This is a genomic window from Aeromonas allosaccharophila (genome assembly GCF_000819685.1).
GTDB classification, from domain to species: Bacteria; Pseudomonadota; Gammaproteobacteria; order Enterobacterales; family Aeromonadaceae; genus Aeromonas; species Aeromonas allosaccharophila.
Window position 1 is genome coordinate 1 of record NZ_CDBR01000057.1, and the last position, 14,211, is coordinate 14,211.

A 14,211-nucleotide genomic window follows, 5' to 3' on the forward strand; every position below is an offset into this window, starting at 1 on the left:
TGCCAGGCACCCAATTAAACAGCGACGTGCACATCACGACGTTGGCCGAGAGGATGACACCTCGTTGAAGCGGCAGACAATTTAGCAAAAAGCTAACCAGACAGCGGAGCGGTAGTTCAGTCGGTTAGAATACCGGCCTGTCACGCCGGGGGTCGCGGGTTCGAGTCCCGTCCGCTCCGCCACTAATTTGAAAGGCCTTCCCAGATGGGAAGGCCTTTTTGCTATGGGCGGATTTTGCTCATAGACTCCGATGTTTGCATCCCGAGAGAACACTAAAAAAGAGGGCATTACAGGCTGTCTGGCATTCTTCTGGTCGGAAAAAGCCTGATTTAGATACTAAAAATGACAAAGCCAGTCGAGAGACCGAGCTTTGGAGCTATAACACGACCTTTTTTTGCTCAATTCATAATCATTTTAACCGGGTTTCTGTCGGCAAGATCAGGCTTCTGCCGCCTGCTGACTACAGGGCAGTGCCATATTGACCACCCCGTCTTCCATCTGGACGTCGATCTTGAATCCCAGCCGTTTGGCGAGGTTGACCATGCCGCGATTGCTGGGCATGGTCATGCCGGATAACTGGCCAATCCCCTGTTCTTTGGCGTAACGGATGATCTTCTCCATCATCAATTTGCCGAGCCCCACCCCTTTCAAGTCCGAGCGCACCAAAATGGCAAACTCGGCATCGCTCTGGTCCGGGGTCGAGATAGCGCGCACTACGCCGAGGATCTGATCCTGCAGCTCGCCATCTTGCCCCACAGCTACGAAGGCCATCTCCCGGTCGTAATCGATCTGGGTCATGCGAGCCAGCTCTTCATGGCCCAGCTCGCCCACATCGGCGAAGAAGCGTTTGTACCTGTCTTCATCGGAGACTTGCAGCACGAACTGCTTGTGAGCCGGTTCATCTTCCGGCCGGATCGGGCGCAGCAGGATGTGGCGCTGATCTTTAAGCCAGGCGCCTTCCTCCAGTTCGGTGGGATAGGGGCGGATCGCCAGTCGATTGCTGGTCGGGATGGCGGGGTCAGCCAGCGTAAGGCTGGCATCCAGTACCACCATCTCGGCGCCGCACGCTTGTAGCGGGTGCAGATCCAGCTCCTGAATCTCCGGAAAGGCGAGCAGCAGCTCGGAGAGTTGGCAGAGCACCTGACCGAGGGCATCGATATCCAGGCGCTCCGGCGTGGCCTGTTCGCGGATCTTGCGGCTTTTGAGCGCACCGATGATCTGGTAACGAGCCAGCGCCTGATTGAGCGGTGGCAAGGCCGCTACCATCTCCTGCGGTTCGGCGCCCGATTCGCCCAGCAGGATGACAGGGCCAAAGATGGCATCTTGCTGGATCCGCACCCGCAGCTCCAGGCCGCCGCTGCGGCGGGCCATTCGCTGCACCAGCAAACCTTCGATGCGGGCGCCCGGATCATGCTGTCTGACCCGATCCAGAATGGCATCTGCCGCTTGCGCCACTTCAGCCGAGGTGCGCAGGTTGAGCACCACACCATGAACGGCGGACTTGTGCAGGATGTCGGGTGAGCGCAGTTTCACCGCCACCGGATAGCCGATCTGCTCGGCGGTCAGGGTCGCCTCGATGGCGTCGGTGACGATCCAGGTTGGCAGGGTCGAGAGGCCGGCAGCCTGTAAAATCGGGTGCACCAGATGGGTATCCAGCCTCAGCTGTTTGCGCTCCTGCGCCTGGCGGATCAGCTGCTGGCAGAGCTCGACATTGAGCTGGTTGCCGTGCAGTGACGCCGGGGTTTCCATAAGTTGCTTCTGGTTGCGGCGGTATTCCACCATGTGCATGAAGGCCGCCATGGCGCTTTCTGGCGTGCGGTAGGTCGGGAAGCCCGCTTCGGTAAAGAGTTTGCGCCCCTCCTGCGCCGAGTATTCGCCCGCCCAGTTGGTGAGGATGTTGAAACGGCGCGCTCTGGGATGCTGTTTCAGATGGGCGATAAGATGGCTGGCCAGCGGCGCGCTCGGGGCCGTGAGCGAGGGGGCGTGGATGATCAGGATGGCGTCGATGCCATCTTCCTGCAACACGCTGTCCAGCGCCTCCTGATAGGTGGTGATGGTGGCATCGCTGCCGATATCGAGCGGCGGGCGAGCCAGCTTGCCGCCGCGCTCCAGCAGCACATCCACCGCCATATTGGCCAGTCCGCGGCCGTTGGAGATGATGGCGAGCCGCTCCCCTTTGAGGGTCATGGAATGGCTCAGGGTTTCGACCGCGGCAAACAGTTCATGGGTATCCCGCACCCGCAGCATACCGGCGCGGCGGATGGCGGCGTCATAGACATTGTCGAGGCCGTGGGCCGGATCGTGACGGCCGCTTTTTAGCACCAGGATCGGCTTGTTGCGCGAGGCTGCCCGCGCCGCTGAGAGAAAGTGGCGGGCGTCGTGCAGCTTGTCCATGTAGATCAAAATGGCGCGGGTGACGCTGTCGCGGGAGAGCTGATCCAGCAGCTGGCCGAAGTCGATATCGCAGTGATCGCCAAGGGAGATGAAAGCGGAGAAGCCCAGCTCATGCTGCTTGGCCCAATCCAGAATGGTGGTACTGACGGCGGCGGATTGCGACAGAAAAGCGACCTGTCCCGGCTTGGCGGCAATGGGTGAAAAGCTGGCGTTGATCCCCTGGCCGGGCAGCAGCATCCCCATGCTGTTGGGGCCGAGCAGGCGAATGCCATATTGCTGGCAGACCCGCTTCAGCTCCAGCCGCTCCTCGGGGGAAAAGTCGGCAGCCAGTATGATGGCCGCTCCCGCGCCCTTTTGGCCGAGCGCTTCCAGCAGTGGCAAGACCCGTTCCCGCCTGGTGCAGATGATGGCGAGATCCGGTGTCAGCGGCAGACTGGCGATATCGGGATAGGCCAGCACACCAGCGATGGCCTTGTTGCGCGGGGTGACGGGGAGGATGGGCCCTTTGAACTGGCCCGCCAGCAGGTGGCGCACGATCACATGACCCGCCTTGAGCGGGTCGGTCGAGGCGCCGATCACGGCGATTGATTGGGGTTTAAACAGCCGATCCAGACCGCTTGCTTTCATGGGCACTCCCGACAAAAGGGGGAAGATACCAGTCTAATACGCCTTTGCTGCGGGTTCTGTGACCGGATCCTGATCACCGTTTGTTCAGGGCATTGGCGCGTAGATAAAAGCGCAGTTCGCCTTGCACCCGGCGAATGGCACCCAGGTGGCGCTCCTGCAGATAGATATCCTGCTCCCGGTCCAGCGCCGTGCTGGGCACCCCCATGCTTTGTAGATACTCGTCAAACAGGGTTGAACCCTTGATCTCTACCAGATGCTGTTTCATGGCTCTCCTCCCTGCGCCTTGGCGTTTGTTGATGAACGCTCAGTCTGCGATGAGCTGCCGGGTTTGCCTATTGTCACTTCTGACACGAGATTTGACACGAGAGCGCTCACACATCTTTCAGAGAGGGGACCGTTGAGGCGCTGGCTGGCGTTATAGTATGGCGAGGAGCATGAGGCACGGATGGTGCGCAGGATGATCAGAGTCTGGTGGTGGTGCATGGCACTGTGGACGGTTGGCGCAGCGGCAACCGAGCAGCCTATCCGCGCCTGGAATCTGCTGCTGGATCACCCCAACCCCACCGTCGTCCAGTTGCTGCGGCTCTCTCTTGATCTCACCGTGCCCGAATATGGTCCCTACCAACTGGTTTCCAGTCCGCAGATGGAGCAGGGGCGGGCGGTGAAGGAGCTGCGCAGCGGCGAGCTGGTTCAGGTCGGTGTCTTTGCCCCGGATGGTGAGCGAGAGCGGGAGTTGCTGGCGGTGCACATTCCGCTGGCCAAGGGGCTGCTGGGGTGGCGGGTCTGTCTGGTTCGGCAGGGGGATGAGGGGCGTTTTGCCGCGATCGGGTCGTTGGCGGACTGGCATCGCGCCGGGCTCTCCATCGGTCAGCACAGATCCTGGCCCGATACCCAGTTGCTCAAGGCCAACGGCCTCAAGGTGACGGTGGGCAACCTCTATGAGGCACTCTTCAACATGCTGCGCAAAAAGCGCTTTGACTGCTTCCTGCGCTCGGTCATCGAGGTCGAGGATGAACTCAAGCAGCATCCGGATCTCGCCATCGAGCCCCGTCTGGTGTTTCGCTATCCGCTGGCGCTGCTGTTTTTCGTCTCGCCCAAATATCCGGAGCTGGCGCAGCGCATCGAGCTTGGCCTGCAGAGGGCACGGCAATCCGGCGCTTTTGACCGGGTCTTTGAAGAGGGATTTGGCAGCACCATTCGGCGGCTGAAACTGGATGAGCGGGTGCGCCTCGAGCTGCACAACCCTGATCTACCCCAGGCCAGTCGTATCATGATGGCCGATCCGGCCCTTATCTATAAACCGGGGTTAGCGCAGTGACCCCTGATTCTGCGCAGTATCCCAGAAGGCGCGGATCAGCGGCTCTTCCAGCCGCTTCTTGAGTACCCCGATCCCCACATCAAATGGCTTGAAGGCGGGTTTGAGGTCGATGATCCGCACCTTGTCGCCGAGCGGGCTGTGGTCGATTACCGCCGCCGGCACCAATCCTACGCCACAGCCGAGCGCCACCATGGCGACAATCCCCTCGTTACCCGCCACTTCGGCATAGATGTTGGGCGCTATCCCTTTGTTGCGAAACCACTGATCGCTGCGTTTGCGGGCTAGCCCCTGCTCGGAGAGGATCAGCGGCAGCTGCTCCCAGTCCGGCTCGCCCTGGCGGAACCATTGGTTCAGCTGGGGCGCGTTGCGCGGCGCGATAAAGACCAGCGGCACCAGCTGCAGGCTGGCAAATTTCAGCTTGGCGGGCAGGGCATCGGGGCGGGCGGCGATGGCGAGATCGGCCTCGTCAGCTAGGAGCTTGTCCACCGCCAGCGCCGGGTCGCCGGTCTCCAGCTTGATCTCCAGCTGGGGGTAGCGGCGGCGAAAGCGCTCCAGCACCTCGGGTAGCAGAAAGTAGCTGGCGGTGACCGAACAGAACACTCGCAGCCGCCCTTGCAGCGGTTCATCGCTGCGTTTGAGCTCCTGCTTGAGCTGGCGCCACTCTTGCAACAGGCCGCCGCCAAACTCCCGCAGTTTCTCACCGGCAGGGGTGAGTCGTACCGAGCGGTTGTCCCGCTCGAACAGGATGCAGCCGGTCTCCTGCTCCAGCCGCTGGATGGCGCGGCTCAGGGTGGAGGGGCTGACCGCCATGGCATCGGCGCTCTTGCCGAAGTGGAGGGAGTCGGCGAGGTGGAGAAATAGCTCGAGATTGCGAAGGTCCATTGATCACTTCCTGCTGCAGTCAGGGCATAAATTCATGCCGAACCGTTCGGCTCTGGCAACCGCCTCCCCGGATAATTCAGCTGCAATTTTGCTGAAATGGGGAGTCACATGGGGTGAAATTGCCAAGAATCATCTTTCAATTCTTGCAACATACTGTTTCGAATATATCAGTTCAGGCAATAAGTGTCCCGCGCTATAGTGGTTCAGACAACGCCGCTACCCGGCATGGAATCAATCGAACGGAGCAATCACCATGGCTAACTATTTCAACACCTTGAACCTGCGTCAGCAGTTGGCCCAACTGGGCAAGTGTCGTTTCATGCAGCGAGCGGAATTCGCCGACGGTTGCGACGTGCTGAAGGGCAAGAAGGTGGTGATTGTGGGCTGTGGTGCCCAGGGGCTGAACCAGGGTCTGAACATGCGTGACTCCGGGCTGGATATCTCCTACGCCCTGCGCAAGGCGGCCATCACCGAGAAGCGCGCCTCCTGGCAGAAGGCCACTGACAACGGCTTCGTGGTCGGCACTTATGAAGAGCTGATCCCGACCGCCGATCTGGTGCTGAACCTGACCCCGGACAAGCAGCACTCCGACGTCGTGAAAACCGTGATGCCGCTGATGAAACAGGGGGCCGCGCTGGGCTACTCCCACGGCTTCAACGTGGTGGAAGAGGGTCAGCAGATCCGTTCCGACATCACAGTCGTCATGGTAGCGCCGAAGTGCCCGGGTACCGAAGTGCGTGAAGAGTACAAGCGCGGTTTCGGTGTGCCGACTCTGCTTGCCGTCCACCCGGAGAACGATCCCAAGGGTGAAGGCATGGCCATCGCCAAGGCGTGGGCCTCTGCCACCGGCGGTGACCGTGCCGGGGTGCTGGAGTCCTCCTTCGTGGCGGAAGTGAAATCTGACCTGATGGGCGAGCAGACCATCCTCTGCGGCATGCTGCAGGCAGGTTCCCTGCTCTGCTACGACAAGCTGGTTGCCGAAGGGACTGACAAGGCCTACGCCGGCAAGCTGATCCAGTTCGGTTGGGAGACCATCACCGAAGCCCTGAAGCAGGGTGGCATCAGCCTGATGATGGACCGCCTCTCCAACCCGGCCAAGTTGCGCGCCTTCGAGCTCTCCGAGCAGCTCAAGATCCTGATGCGCCCGCTGTTCGAGAAGCATATGGACGACATCATCGCCGGTGAGTTCTCCCGCGGCATGATGGCCGACTGGGCCGAAGACGATGCCAAACTGTTCGGCTGGCGCGAAGAGACCGGCAAATCCGCCTTCGAAAACGCCCCGGCGTTCGCTGGCAAGATTGCCGAGCAGGAGTACTTCGACAATGGCGTGGTGATGGTGGCCATGGTCAAGGCGGGTGTCGAACTGGCGTTCGAAACCATGGTGGCTTCCGGTATCTACGAGGAGTCTGCCTACTACGAATCCCTGCACGAGTTGCCGCTGATCGCCAACACCGTTGCCCGCAAGCGTCTGTACGAGATGAACGTGGTCATCTCCGACACAGCCGAGTACGGCAACTACTTGTTCGCCAACGCCGCCGTGCCGTTGCTGCGTGAGCACTTCATGCCGACCTTGAAGGCGGGCGACCTGGGGGCCAGCAAGGCAGAAGGGCAGAGCGTCGACAACCTGGCGCTGCTGGCGGCCAATGAGGCGACCCGCAACCACCCGATCGAAAAAATCGGCCAGGTACTGCGTGGCTACATGAAAGACATGAAACGCATCGCCGTTGGCGGTTAAGCCAGCATCGGGCTGGATGATGAAGGGGCGGGGATGACGATCCCCGTCGCCGGTCGGACGGGACACCCGACCAGCCAGCCCGGCCATACAACCATAAGCCTGCCGCGTGGCAGGCTTTTGCTATCTGTTTGCCGCCTGTGGCGAGCGGCGCTTATTGCAGGTTGAGCCCGCCCAGATAGTCGCGCTTGCCGAGATCGACCCCGGCTTGGCGCAGCAGGGCGTAGGCCATGGTGAGGTGGAAGTAGAAGTTGGGAATGCCGTACTCATGGACGCAGGTATGGCCATCCATCCCCTTGCCGCCCGCCCAGTGGGGCACGTAACGACCGCTGGCGTACTGGCTGTAGTCCGCCTCCAGCTTGCCCTGCAGATAGGTGATGGTCTTGCCGATATGGGCGCGCAGATCCGCCATGGTCTTGGGGTCATCCCCCAGCACCGGCAGCTCGCTGTGGCTGGCGGTGGCCACCACGGCGCGGGCCGAATCGCAGCAGATCAACACCTGCTTGCTAAGGGGCAGCATATCGACGATCAGCCGCTCGCCGAAGAAGTTCTCCACGTTGAACTGCTTCGCCGTGGCGTGGGCCTCGGCCTTGGCCAGACAGTGATCCAGATTGGTCAGCATCTTGATGAACTGGGCGGTGATATCGCGATTCATGAGCACTCTCCATCTTGTTGAAACAGCGGCCCGCTTGCGCGGCCACAGTGAATGAGACTGGCTAATCGGCCACCAATATACCCCAACCGCTGCCGGGTTCGAGCCTGCCACGATGAAAAGGGCAGGGTAGCGCTACTTCGCGCGACAACCGCTGGCCAAGCGGCCATGCTCGCTTTTTGAACCTGCGAGTCCCTTATCGCCCCTTTTTTGATCTGTGACATAAATCACCTTTTTTCAGAGGCGTAGGCTGAATGCCGTTGTCCTGGACAGACGCCTGCGCATCCGCCAGGACACAAGAAAAGGAGAATGAAATGAAGATCTATGACCGTAACCGCAATGTGCTGAACCAGGGTCAGCGCGTCATGATTGCCGCCACTGGCGCAGTCGACTTCCTGAAAGAGGCCCACACCGACAATATGACCCCCTATCAGGCGGAGCATGAGAAGTGCGTGCTGCTGGCAAACTCCGGTGAGCGCTACGCCCCCATCGAGTTGATTAGACTAGGCTGATCCCTTTCCCTGTCACCCTACTCTTTACAATTCACCCGGCCGCCGGCCCCATCTGGCGGCCGGGTTTCTGATTTCCCCCTACCTGTTTTGCCTACTCTTCTAACGCATCGCTTCAGTCCGGTTTGAATCATCGTGTAGGTTCGATAGCATTGGGGGGGGGGAATTACCGCTATCACACTGTCACTCACAAGCTGCTAGATAGCCCCTGTCCCGCAACCCGGAGTTTGGATAGGGTAATCCTTTGTTGGAGATGGCTGTGGTGCCTCTTCGCCAGAGGCGGTAACCAAAGCAGTATATATATAGCTTTATATTAGTGTCATCATTTCCCTTATCTATTCTCCCTAAAATAAACAACGTCACTTCATTTTTAAATAATTTGCACCAAGAGAAAAACTAAAATTAGCATTCCATTATTAAATGATGTCGTTAGGCATATACAGCGTTCTTTTTACGGAAAGTCATGTGACCATAAAATAGATACAAAGAAAATGGAATGTGATAAAATAAAGTATGTTAATTTTGAAATTAAGACGTTAATCATTATATGGACAATGCTGAAGATATTAAATTGTTGTCGCTTGATTTCATTCCAATGGCATTTGATGGCGTGATGATGTTTGAGTTTCCATTTTTAAATGGACGTCGTCGAGCAGATATAATATGTTCTAACGATAAATATCTAATAGCATTTGAAATTAAAAGCGATTTAGACTCATTGTCTACTCTTCAAGAACAGATTGATGATTATAAAAAGTGTTTTAATTCTACATATATTATATGTGGGGAGAAACATCTACAAAAAATAAAAAGCAATAAAAATATTGATGCGGGGATAATTTTTGTAAAGGATAAAGAATTTATAATATTAAGAAAGGCTAAATTAAGATTAAGGTTAGATGTGCGTGCTAGATTATCTATGTGCGAACTCTCATTTTTAAAAAAATTGTCTAGTAAAAAAAATAAATCAGATATTATAGACGATATTTTAACTGGCAATATGACCATTAGAAACGTAGATTCACTTATTACAAAACACATTTCTAGTCGTATATCGAGTATATACAAATTGTATTTGAATCAGAGAGAGCAACTAAACAGTTATGAAAAGTTAATGATGCTCTCTCTCCGACGGCATGTAATAAGTATTATTTAACAAGAGCATGCATTCTTGTTATGTGTATGTTTGATCTTACCGAAATCCAATACGATGGACTCAACCCTCCAGGGGCCCCGCTAGCGGCGGAAAAAACCTCATCTCTACCCCAGCATTTTAACTTATCTTCTTTAATATCTTTATATTTGTTTACTAATTCTTTTGCGCACGCAGCATAACCAGCATCAGTTCTAAAGTAGAAAATTTTCTGTGAAAATGGATAATCTATTCTCGGAACCCATTTAAATGCTTTCGCTTCATTTCGGTGTGGATGAATACATGCATAGTCACCATAATGAATATACTCAAACTCTCTTCTAAGAGTCTCATATATTTTGAAAGATTGGAAACTTACTTCACCACATTTCTTGTGTTCTGGATTTTCAAATTCTTTTTCTTTGCTTGCTGAATCAAGCATTGATTTTGGGAAGGTTGAGACGGTAAATACAACTAAGTTATTACTTTCTTTATCTATAAGGCGTAACACATCTTGGCATTGTTTTAATTTCCAATGCATCTCACCTCCGTTGTGATCGATGAATCCCGTGTTAACTATAATGATGTCATCATCTAACTCTTTGGATACGTCAATAATTGTATTTAAAGTTTCCTGATTGCGTTCATTATAAAAACTGGGCATGTCAATTTTTAGACAGACCTTTCCGCTACCTGAAACGGTTTTAAGTGCATGATATAAATCAGTAATTTCTTCACGCGTTGAATCTTCAAATAGTAATATTGTAGGGATTACATTACAGTTATAAATATTAGATATTTCTTTTACAAAGTCTACCCAGTTGTCAAAGTCATCAAAAAAACTTTCTATTTGTGGGTTAGTTAATGCTTGTTCATTAGTTATATCTAGAACAAATTCTCGTTGTTCAAAAATGTCATAAATTTCTTTTATCCTTTTATAAACATCCCCATCTTTATCATTCTTTGTTTTCCTTGACTTAGTAAGCTCAAAAACAGGAACAATACCATCTTTAACATGATCAGATAGGTTTTTGAGACATCTCATCTCTGCTATCGTTGTTTTGGTCGTAGGAAAATACTTTTTATTAGAAACCATAATACCCCCTAGATATCACGTCAGAACGGACCTTAACAGCGATCGCAGATGTGTCAAAAAAATCACTCAACGTATCTAGTTCTCTAATGTTCTTTTCAACAACTAATTTTTTTAATTCATCCTTTGGAATTAAAATTGCACCAGCGAAGTTATTCGCCTCCAGTTCAATTTTATCTTGTGAGCTAGAGCTTCTGAAAAACTCTTTGTCTACAAAGTCATATCCTATATTATCTCTATGAAGGATAAAGTGAGCAATCTCATGGGCTAGAGTAAAGCGTTGCCTTTTGGGGTGATCAAGTGAATTGATATAAACAGTCCAGCGACCATCAATAAATTTTAAGCAACCTGAAACGGACTCTTCTAATGGCTTAAATTGCAGGCGCAACCCGAGCAGTTTTGTCGCAACAGAAATTACATCCAGTGGCATAGTCTCAATGCCATTAGCTTTAGCTAACTGCAATAATTGGGTTGGATTTTTGATACTCATGGCACTAGATGCTTGATCTAGTGAAAAATCAGACATGATTTTCTGTTTACGAGGTCTGATTGCCATATTAATTGCCCATCATATCTGGATTAACTACTGTCTCTGCAGCAACTTCTTTATTATCGCTACTATGAGATCTAATGTGAGAGTCTACATTAGCACGTAACTGTTCAAACTTAGATATCATAACTTCAAGTTCTTGCTTTATATTCTTTAAATCTTCACTAGTAGAGTCTGTTTTCTTGACCATTTGGCCTATTTTATCTAAGTCATAGGCATCAGTCCATCCTTCAAATTCATTTTTGACTATTTCTAATGTTTGTAGATAGTTCCCTTTATCTGTTTCAAAGTATGCTGATACAGCGCTTCTTATTTGACTGGAGTTTTTATCTTCAACACTTCCTTTGATATAAAAGAAGGACACGATAGAAAATGCTGAAACAGTGAAAACAAGAACGGAAATTACATTAGTATAAAACTCAACACTTCGCTCTAATAAATCATTTGATGTTAATACAACACCAGAGTTTATTAATCGTTCAATTGTTGCCTTATCATCATTGGATAATGATTTCACAGCTATAGAGTCAGAGGTAATATATTTAGCATGGTTTTTAATGTAATCGATGATTACATTATCGAAAGCTTCATTTAACGTAAAAACTATTAAATATAAGAAGATGGCTGCCCATATTATCTCTACAGAGCCTAAAAAAAACCTCTTAATTAATGATTCTTTTTCTGTCATCTTCAAACACCATATAAGGGATAATCATTAAGTTAAGTGTGAATAGTAGCAGTTTAAAATTTTAAGTGCATTATTGTATACATATCTAATTTGTATTTCATGTAAATAGGTGTTTGCTATGAGGCATGTCACACTATTTGAATATATGTATATGGGAAATCCATCAAAAGCATGAATTCGAGCAGCTAAACCTAGATATCGGTTTATGCAAGTATAGGCGGGCACCAACCCGGCCTAAGCCGGGTTGATTGCATCAAGAGCGGGAAAAATCACAGCGCTTCCAATCTGGCATAGGCCGTCACCAGCCACTTGGCGCCGACGTCGTCGAACTGGATCTGCACCCGGCTCTGCTGGCCGACCCCTTCGAAGTTGAGTACCACCCCTTCGCCGAATTTCGGATGGAGCACCCGCTGGCCGAGCTTAATGCCGCTGGCGTCGAAGCTCTGCTGCACCTCGTTCTGGCTAAAGCGGCCGTACTGGGTGGGGCGGCTCACCTGAGTGCGCAGCCGGATCTCTTCCAGACACTCGGCGGGCATCTCGCGGATAAAGCGGCTCGGTTTGTGGAACATCTCGCGGCCGTAGATGCGGCGGCTCTCGGCATAACAGATGTAGAGTTTCTCCATGGCGCGGGTCATGCCGACGTAACAGAGGCGGCGCTCCTCCTCCAGCCGGCCTGACTCTTCGGTCGATTGCTGGCTGGGGAACATGCCTTCTTCGACGCCGACCAGCAGCACCAGCGGGAACTCCAAGCCCTTGGCGCTGTGCAGGGTCATCAGCTGCACCGCGTCGGCATATTCGTCGGCCTGATTCTCGCCGGACTCCAGCGCCGCGTGGGCGAGGAAGGCGGAGAGATCGCTCATATCCTCCAGCTCGTCCGGGCGCTGGTACTGGCGGCAGGCGGTGACCAGTTCGTCCAGGTTCTCTACCCGCGCCTGGGATTTCTCGCCTTTTTCCGCCAGATACATCGCCTTGAGGCCGGAGTTCTGGATGGCGATATCCGCCTGCTGGTGCAGCGGCAGCATGGCGACCTGCTCCTCCAGCGTGTCGATCAGCTCGACAAAGCCGCGCACCGCGTTGCCGGCGCGACCGGTTAGCACCTTGTCATTGAGCAGGGACTTGGCCGATTGCCACAGGTTGAGCCCCTGATCGCGGGCGTTGCCGCGCAGGATCTCGAGGGTGCGATCGCCGATGCCGCGGGTCGGGGTGTTGACCACCCGCTCGAAGCTGGCGTCGTCGCCACGGTTGTTGATAAGCCGCAGGTAGGCCATGGCGTCTTTAATCTCTTGCCGCTCGAAGAAGCGCAGGCCGCCGTAGATGCGATACGGCATGGCGTCCTGCATCAGCGCCTCTTCCAGCACCCGCGACTGGGCGTTGGAGCGATAGAGGATGGCGCAGTCGGCCAACAGGCCGCCCTTTTCCTTCCAATCCTTGAGACGGCCGACCACGAAGCGAGCTTCGTCCACCTCGTTGAAGGCGGCGTAGAGGGAGATGGGCTCGCCTTCGGCCCCTTCGGTCCACAGCTCCTTGCCAAGGCGCTCGGCGTTGTTGGCGATGACGCTGTTGGCGGCCTTGAGGATATTGGCGGTGGAGCGGTAGTTCTGCTCGAGGCGGATGGTCTCGGCCCCCTGATAGTCGGTCAGGAAGCGCTGGATGTTCTCGATTTTGGCGCCGCGCCAGCCGTAGATGGACTGGTCATCGTCGCCGACGATCATCACCTTGCCGCTGTTGCCCGCCAGCATCCGCAGCCAGGCGTACTGGATGCCGTTGGTATCCTGAAATTCGTCCACCAGGATGTTTTGGAAGCGGTCGCGGTAGTGCTCGAGGATGTGCGGCTTGTTGAGCCACAGCTCGTGGGCACGCAGAAGCAGCTCGGCGAAGTCCACCAGACCGGAGCGATCGCAGGTCTCCTGATAGGTCTTGTAGATCTGCTGATAGGTGCGGGTGACGGGGTCGCCGTAGAGGTCGATGTCGCCGGGGCGCAGCCCCTCGTCCTTCTTGCCGTTGATGTAGCCCATCACGGCGCGCGGGGCCCAGTGCTTCTCGTCGAGGTTGAGCGCCTTGAGCACCCGGCGGATCAGCCGGTACTGGTCGTCGGAGTCGAGGATCTGGAAATCCTGCGGCAGTCCCGCATCCAGATGGTGGGCCCGCAGCAGGCGGTGGGCGATACCGTGGAAGGTGCCAATCCACATGCCGCGCACGCCGTCACCGATCACTTTCTCGACCCGGCCGCGCATCTCGGCCGCCGCCTTGTTGGTAAAGGTGACCGCGATGATGGAGAAGGGTGAACAGCGTTCCACCTGCATCAGCCAGGCAATGCGGTGCACCAGCACCCGGGTCTTGCCCGAACCGGCACCGGCCAGCACCAGCAGATTGCTACGGGGCGCCGCAACGGCATCTCTTTGCTTGTCGTTGAGCCCGTCGAGCAGGGTTGAAACGTCCATCACCACTCCTGTTTATTTATACAGGCGGGGATTATACGGCCATCCCCCTGCCAGACCAAATCCAAACTCGGGGAGGGGGCGAGATGGGGGCTTGCGGGGGCGCCGGTGCGACCATTTTTGGCTGGCGCAGAAAGAGGAGGGCGCCGAGGTTTCCAGCTGTAGCCAACCCTTGCTCGCGCGGTTTGTGGGGATT

General features: G+C 54.3%; 12 protein-coding genes and 1 tRNA gene. 5 read left to right on the plus strand and 8 right to left on the minus strand.

Annotated features, from left to right (window positions below; translation table 11 throughout):
• Positions 1-105: 105 nt before the first annotated feature.
• Positions 106-182 (plus strand) — tRNA-Asp (locus BN1115_RS11220).
• A 256-nt stretch (positions 183-438) separates the two neighbouring features.
• Here BN1115_RS11220 and BN1115_RS11225 read toward each other — a convergent pair.
• A complete protein-coding gene (locus tag BN1115_RS11225; protein ID WP_042657227.1) occupies positions 439-3,021 on the minus strand; it encodes a bifunctional acetate--CoA ligase family protein/GNAT family N-acetyltransferase in 2,583 nt (860 codons plus the stop codon).
• A gap of 73 nt (positions 3,022-3,094) precedes the next feature.
• Positions 3,095-3,286, minus strand: a complete 192-nt coding sequence (locus BN1115_RS11230) for a hypothetical protein (RefSeq protein WP_005339486.1) — start codon at positions 3,284-3,286, stop codon at positions 3,095-3,097.
• 192 nt (positions 3,287-3,478) lie between these two features.
• Here BN1115_RS11230 and BN1115_RS11235 point away from each other — a divergent pair, with 192 nt between their 5' ends.
• Positions 3,479-4,339 carry a type 2 periplasmic-binding domain-containing protein gene (locus BN1115_RS11235; RefSeq protein ID WP_042657233.1) on the plus strand — a complete coding sequence of 287 codons (861 nt, stop codon included), beginning with the start codon at positions 3,479-3,481 and terminating at the stop codon, positions 4,337-4,339.
• On the opposite strand, the gene ilvY is transcribed toward BN1115_RS11235, so the two are convergent.
• Positions 4,328-5,221 carry an HTH-type transcriptional activator IlvY gene (gene ilvY / locus BN1115_RS11240; RefSeq protein ID WP_042657228.1) on the minus strand — a complete coding sequence of 298 codons (894 nt, stop codon included), beginning with the start codon at positions 5,219-5,221 and terminating at the stop codon, positions 4,328-4,330. The two genes, BN1115_RS11235 and ilvY, sit on opposite strands and share 12 nt — an antisense overlap.
• Positions 5,222-5,474: 253 nt before the next feature.
• Between ilvY and ilvC the strand changes: the two genes are divergently transcribed.
• Positions 5,475-6,956, plus strand: coding sequence for a ketol-acid reductoisomerase (gene ilvC, locus BN1115_RS11245; protein ID WP_042657229.1), 1,482 nt, complete (start codon positions 5,475-5,477; stop codon positions 6,954-6,956).
• Between the two features lie 151 nt (positions 6,957-7,107).
• Here the strand turns inward: ilvC and BN1115_RS11250 are convergent, their stop codons facing one another.
• On the minus strand, positions 7,108-7,608 hold the full coding sequence (locus BN1115_RS11250; RefSeq protein WP_042657230.1) for a DUF1993 domain-containing protein: 501 nt from the start codon (positions 7,606-7,608) through the stop codon (positions 7,108-7,110).
• Between the two features lie 311 nt (positions 7,609-7,919).
• Here BN1115_RS11250 and ydfZ point away from each other — a divergent pair, with 311 nt between their 5' ends.
• Both ydfZ and BN1115_RS22245 read left to right on the plus strand, forming a co-directional pair.
• Positions 7,920-8,117, plus strand: coding sequence for a putative selenium delivery protein YdfZ (gene ydfZ, locus BN1115_RS11255; protein WP_005357022.1), 198 nt, complete (start codon positions 7,920-7,922; stop codon positions 8,115-8,117).
• A 544-nt stretch (positions 8,118-8,661) separates the two neighbouring features.
• Positions 8,662-9,270: a sce7726 family protein gene (locus BN1115_RS22245; protein WP_128821628.1), complete on the plus strand. Its 609-nt coding sequence runs from the start codon at positions 8,662-8,664 to the stop codon at positions 9,268-9,270.
• On the opposite strand, the gene BN1115_RS21645 is transcribed toward BN1115_RS22245, so the two are convergent.
• The 4 genes from BN1115_RS21645 to uvrD all read right to left on the minus strand — a co-directional run bounded on the left by BN1115_RS21645 (position 9,263) and on the right by uvrD (position 14,018).
• Complete coding sequence (locus BN1115_RS21645) at positions 9,263-10,342, minus strand: beta family protein (protein WP_082034835.1); 1,080 nt, start codon at positions 10,340-10,342, stop codon at positions 9,263-9,265. The genes BN1115_RS22245 and BN1115_RS21645 overlap by 8 nt on opposite strands.
• Positions 10,332-10,865 (minus strand): ImmA/IrrE family metallo-endopeptidase, encoded by a 534-nt coding sequence (locus BN1115_RS11260; protein ID WP_042657234.1) that lies wholly within the window; start codon positions 10,863-10,865, stop codon positions 10,332-10,334. Before BN1115_RS11260 ends, BN1115_RS21645 begins: the two co-directional genes overlap by 11 nt.
• A 31-nt stretch (positions 10,866-10,896) precedes the next feature.
• Entirely contained in the window at positions 10,897-11,577 is a 681-nt protein-coding gene (locus BN1115_RS11265; RefSeq protein WP_042657231.1) for a hypothetical protein, read from the minus strand.
• Positions 11,578-11,846: 269 nt separating this feature from the next.
• A complete protein-coding gene (gene uvrD, locus BN1115_RS11270) occupies positions 11,847-14,018 on the minus strand; it encodes a DNA helicase II (protein WP_042657232.1) in 2,172 nt (723 codons plus the stop codon).
• Positions 14,019-14,211 lie beyond the last annotated feature (193 nt).

Coding starts and splice junctions, on each gene's coding strand:
- BN1115_RS11230 (WP_005339486.1), bottom strand. CDS start 3,286: ATGAAACAGCATCTGGTAGAGATCAAGGGTTCAACCCTGTTTGACGAG.
- BN1115_RS11235 (WP_042657233.1), top strand. CDS start 3,479: ATGATCAGAGTCTGGTGGTGGTGCATGGCACTGTGGACGGTTGGCGCA.
- BN1115_RS22245 (WP_128821628.1), top strand. CDS start 8,662: ATGGACAATGCTGAAGATATTAAATTGTTGTCGCTTGATTTCATTCCA.
- ilvC (WP_042657229.1), top strand. CDS start 5,475: ATGGCTAACTATTTCAACACCTTGAACCTGCGTCAGCAGTTGGCCCAA.
- uvrD (WP_042657232.1), bottom strand. CDS start 14,018: ATGGACGTTTCAACCCTGCTCGACGGGCTCAACGACAAGCAAAGAGAT.
- BN1115_RS11260 (WP_042657234.1), bottom strand. CDS start 10,865: ATGTCTGATTTTTCACTAGATCAAGCATCTAGTGCCATGAGTATCAAA.
- ydfZ (WP_005357022.1), top strand. CDS start 7,920: ATGAAGATCTATGACCGTAACCGCAATGTGCTGAACCAGGGTCAGCGC.
- BN1115_RS21645 (WP_082034835.1), bottom strand. CDS start 10,342: ATGGTTTCTAATAAAAAGTATTTTCCTACGACCAAAACAACGATAGCA.
- ilvY (WP_042657228.1), bottom strand. CDS start 5,221: ATGGACCTTCGCAATCTCGAGCTATTTCTCCACCTCGCCGACTCCCTC.
- BN1115_RS11265 (WP_042657231.1), bottom strand. CDS start 11,577: ATGACAGAAAAAGAATCATTAATTAAGAGGTTTTTTTTAGGCTCTGTA.
- BN1115_RS11225 (WP_042657227.1), bottom strand. CDS start 3,021: ATGAAAGCAAGCGGTCTGGATCGGCTGTTTAAACCCCAATCAATCGCC.
- BN1115_RS11250 (WP_042657230.1), bottom strand. CDS start 7,608: ATGAATCGCGATATCACCGCCCAGTTCATCAAGATGCTGACCAATCTG.